General features: G+C 69.1%; 3 protein-coding genes and 1 pseudogene. All 4 read left to right on the top strand.

Features of this window, described 5'->3' with window-relative positions:
- Positions 1 to 901: FG-GAP repeat domain-containing protein (locus GCU69_RS29295; RefSeq protein ID WP_170315966.1), on the top strand; the 901-nt coding region annotated here is incomplete at its 5' end.
- A gap of 63 nt (positions 902 to 964) precedes the next feature.
- The gene (locus GCU69_RS29290) at positions 965 to 2,494 is read left to right on the top strand and encodes an FG-GAP repeat domain-containing protein (protein WP_156207697.1); all 1,530 of its coding nucleotides are present in this window, start codon (positions 965 to 967) and stop codon (positions 2,492 to 2,494) included.
- Positions 2,495 to 2,562: 68 nt separating this feature from the next.
- A pseudogene (locus tag GCU69_RS34995) lies at positions 2,563 to 3,744 on the top strand (N-acetylmuramoyl-L-alanine amidase); the annotation flags it as partial.
- A gap of 54 nt (positions 3,745 to 3,798) precedes the next feature.
- Positions 3,799 to 4,582: FG-GAP repeat domain-containing protein (locus GCU69_RS34990; RefSeq protein ID WP_456243379.1), on the top strand; the 784-nt coding region annotated here is incomplete at its 3' end.

The following is a 4,582-nucleotide window of genomic DNA, read 5'->3' as shown; positions in this document are numbered from 1 at the left end:
GGACGACATCGTGACGTTCACTCAGAACGCGGAGGCCGATGTGTATGTGGCGTCCGCGGGCGAGGGCGGGTTCGGGGATTCGCGGGTGTGGCAGGAGCGTTTCGCGCCGGGTGGTGAGACGCCGTTGAGCGGTGATTTCAACGGTGACGGTGTGGACGACATCGTGACGTTCACCCGTGAGGCGTCGCCGAAGGTGTGGGTGGCGTTGTCGGACGGTGAGCGGTTCGGGGCGGCGGAGGTCTGGCACGAGTTCTTCTCGTTGCGCGGTGAGGTGCCGGCCGTGGGTGATGTGAACGGTGACGGTTTCGACGACATCGTGTCGTTCACGCATGACGACGAGGCGGATGTGTGGGTGGCGCTGAACACCGGTGACGGCCGTTTCGGTGCCGCGGAGGTCTGGCACGACTTCTTCGGCCCTGCGGGGGAGTTTCCGGCGCTGGGTGATGTGGACGGTGACGGGATGGATGATCTGATCACGTTCACGCAGGGTGCCGAGGCGGATGTGTATGTGGCCCTGTCGAACGGCGACGGGTTCGGGGCGTCGCGGGTGTGGCACGGGCATTTCGCGGTCGGCGGTGAGCAGCCGCGGGTCGGGGACGTGGACGGTGACGGGCGGGACGACATCGTGACGTTCACCCAGGGCGACCGGGGTGATGTGTATGTGGCCCGGTCCGCCGGCGGGGAGTTCGGTGCGGGGGAGCTGTGGCACGAGTGGTTCTCCCCGGCCGGTGAATTCCCGTATCTGGGTGATTACGACGGTGACGGCATGGACGACATCGTGAGTTTCACCCGCGGCGACAAGAACGATGTGTACGTGGCGCTGTCCGACGGGTCCGGGTCCTTCACCGGTGCCTCCGTCTGGCACGACTTCTTCGGCCTCACGGGCGAAACCACCTTCTGAATCAACGAGATCCCGCGACTGATCCCGTTTGCTTTCCCGAGCTGTTCCGAAAGGGGTACACCCATGTCCAGATCCGGCAGACCCGGCCGTGCGGCCGACCGGAAGCGCGCTGTCCGCCGCGGCCTCACCACCTTGGCGGCCGGCCTGCTCGTCGCCACCGGGACCGCCACCGGGACCGCTCCCGCGTACGCCGCCGAGGACCCGACCGTGCCCCCCGCGAAGGAGCACCGGGCCAACGCCGAAATCCTCGACGCGGAGTGCGTGGTGCCGCCCACCCACGACCCGGCCGTCAACGTCATCGTGCACCGCGTCGCCCGCGCGCACGACGCCAACGCCAAGGTGATGCTCGCCGCCTTCGAGGCCGGCTGGGTCGAGTCCCACATGAACAACCTGAACTGCGGCGACAAGGATTCCATCGGCGTCTTCCAACAGCGGCCCAGCTACGGCTGGGGCACGGTGGAGCAGATCATGGACCCGGTGTACGCGGCGACGCAGTTCGTCGTACGCGCCATCGAGAGCGACCGGCGCGACCCCGGGCAGACCGCCGGCCAGCTCGCCCAGAGCGTCCAGGGCTCCGCGCACCCGGGCCGCTACGACGTCGCCGAGCCCACGGCCCGCGCGCTGATGGCCGAGGCCGCGCGGATGGCGGGCATCTTCGGCGGCTCGCCCACGGACTTCAACGGTGACGGCAAGGACGACATCATCACCTTCACCCAGAACGCGGAGGCGGACGTCTATGTCGCCACCGCCGGGGACCGGGCGTTCGGCGGGGCGAGGATCTGGCAGCAGCGCTTCGGCGTCGGCGGGGAGACCCCGCTGACCGGGGACTTCAACAAGGACGGCATCGACGACGTCGTCACCTTCACCCACGGCAGTGAGGCGAAGGTCTATGTCGCGCTGTCCAACAGCCAGGAGTTCGGCCCCGCGAGCGTCTGGCACGACTTCTTCGCCCCGCGCCACGAGACGCCCGCCGTCGGTGACGTCAACGGTGACGGCTACGACGACATCATCACCTTCACCCACGACGAGGCGGCCGATGTCCATGTGGCGCTGAACACCGGTGACGGCCGCTTCGGCGCCGCCGAGGTCTGGCACGACTTCTTCGGCCGCACCGGTGAGTTCCCGGCGCTGGGTGATGTGGACGGCGACGGGATGGACGATCTGATCACGTTCACGCAGGGTGCCGAGGGTGATGTCTACGTGGCCTTGTCGAACGGCGACGGGTTCGGGGCGTCGCAGGTCTGGCACGAGCACTTCGCCGTCGGGAACGAGCAGCCGCGCGTCGGGGACGTGGACGGTGACGGCTTCGACGACATCGTCACCTTCACCCAGGGCGACCAGGGCGATGTCTATGTGGCCCGGTCCACCGGCGGGGGCTTCGGCGCGAGCGAACTCTGGCACGAGTGGTTCTCCCCGGCCGGTGAATTCCCCTACCTCGGTGATTACGACGGCGACGGCCAGGCCGACATCGTGAGCTTCACCCGCGGCGACAAGAACGATGTCCACGTGGCGCTCTCGAACGGCACCGACGGCTTCGTCGAAGGCGCCGTCTGGCACGACTTCTTCGGCCTCACGGGCGAAACCAGCCTCTGACCGGCGGTCCCTCACCGTCCCCCCACGCGATCCCCGATCCCGTGAACGGCTTCCAAAGGAGATCACCTGTGCCTCCCCACCCCACCCGCGCGGGCCGCGCCGGAGCCCGGACCGCCCTGCTCGCCACCGTCCTCGCCTCGGCCCTGGCGCTGACCGGCCCCACCGCCTCGGCGGCCGTCCCGGCGGCCTCGTCCGCGCCGCGCACCGCGGACGCGCACCGCACCGTCGACGACGCCTTCGCCGCCGCGAGCAAGGAATCCGGCGTCCCCCGGGACCTGCTCGTCGCCGTCGGATACGGCGAGACCCACCTCGACGGCCACGGCGGCGAGCCCAGCTCCGCCGGCGGCTACGGGATCATGCACCTGGTCAGCAACCCGGAGCGGAAGACCCTGGAACAGGCCGCGAAGCTCACCGGCCTGCCGGAGACCGAGCTGCGACGCGACCCGGCCGCCAACATCCGGGGCGGGGCCGCCGTCCTCCGCGCCCACGCCGACGAACTCGGCCTCGACGCCGCGGACCGGGAGCGCGTCGGCGCCTGGTATCCGGCGGTCGCCCGCTACAGCGGCACCGGGCAACGGCCCACCGCCCGGCTGTACGCCGACACCGTCTACGACTTCCTGGCCTCCGGCATCCGCGCGAAGACCCCCGACGGTGAACGCGTCACCGTGAAACCCCGCGAGACGGAGCCCGAGCGCGGCCCGTACGCCGGAGTCCGCAGCCTCGACCCCTCCACCGGTGACGAGCCGGAGGCGTCGGGCGTGGGCATGTCGAGCACCGACTACGGCCCCGCGCACTGGGTCCCGGCCCACGGCAACAACTACCAGCCCGGGCGTTCCGCGGCGATCGACAAGGTCGTCATCCATGTCACCCAGGGCTCGTACGCCGGCTCGATCAGCTGGTTCCAGAACGCGTCCTCGGGCGTCAGCTCGCACTACGTCATCCGCTCCGGGGACGGCGACATCACCCAGATGGTGCGCGACGCCGACACCGCCTACCACGCGCGCAGCGCCAACCCCTCGTCGCTCGGCATCGAGCACGAGGGATATGTGAGCGACGCGTCCTGGTTCACCGACGCCATGTACCGCTCGTCGGCCGCACTCACCCGGCACCTGTGCGACACGCACGGCATACCGAAGACCCGGGCGCACATCCTCGGCCACAACGAACTGCCGGGGAACGACCACACCGACCCGGGGCCGAACTGGAACTGGGACTACTACATGCAACTCGTCACCAGCGGCGGCGGCGCCAAGAAACTCGCCGGTTCGCCGACGGATTTCACGGGTGACGGCAAGGACGACATCGTGACGTTCACTCAGAACGCGGAGGCCGATGTGTATGTGGCGTCCGCGGGCGAGGGCGGGTTCGGGGATTCGCGGGTGTGGCAGGAGCGTTTCGCGCCGGGTGGTGAGACGCCGTTGAGCGGTGATTTCAACGGTGACGGTGTGGACGACATCGTGACGTTCACCCGTGAGGCGTCGCCGAAGGTGTGGGTGGCGTTGTCGGACGGTGAGCGGTTCGGGGCGGCGGAGGTCTGGCACGAGTTCTTCTCGTTGCGCGGTGAGGTGCCGGCCGTGGGTGATGTGAACGGTGACGGTTTCGACGACATCGTGTCGTTCACGCATGACGACGAGGCGGATGTGTGGGTGGCGCTGAACACCGGTGACGGCCGTTTCGGTGCCGCGGAGGTCTGGCACGACTTCTTCGGCCCTGCGGGGGAGTTTCCGGCGCTGGGTGATGTGGACGGTGACGGGATGGATGATCTGATCACGTTCACGCAGGGTGCCGAGGCGGATGTGTATGTGGCCCTGTCGAACGGCGACGGGTTCGGGGCGTCGCGGGTGTGGCACGGGCATTTCGCGGTCGGCGGTGAGCAGCCGCGGGTCGGGGACGTGGACGGTGACGGGCGGGACGACATCGTGACGTTCACCCAGGGCGACCGGGGTGATGTGTATGTGGCCCGGTCCGCCGGCGGGGAGTTCGGTGCGGGGGAGCTGTGGCACGAGTGGTTCTCCCCGGCCGGTGAATTCCCGTATCTGGGTGATTACGACGGTGACGGCATGGACGACATCGTGAGTTTCACCCGCG

It is taken from the genome of Streptomyces lycii (assembly GCF_009735685.1).
GTDB lineage: Bacteria > Actinomycetota > Actinomycetes > Streptomycetales > Streptomycetaceae > Streptomyces > Streptomyces lycii.
This window is presented reverse-complemented; position numbering and strand designations above follow the sequence as displayed.

Excerpts from the sequence above, each read along its gene's own strand:
- GCU69_RS29290 (WP_156207697.1), top strand. The coding sequence starts at position 965 with ATGTCCAGATCCGGCAGACCCGGCCGTGCGGCCGACCGGAAGCGCGCT.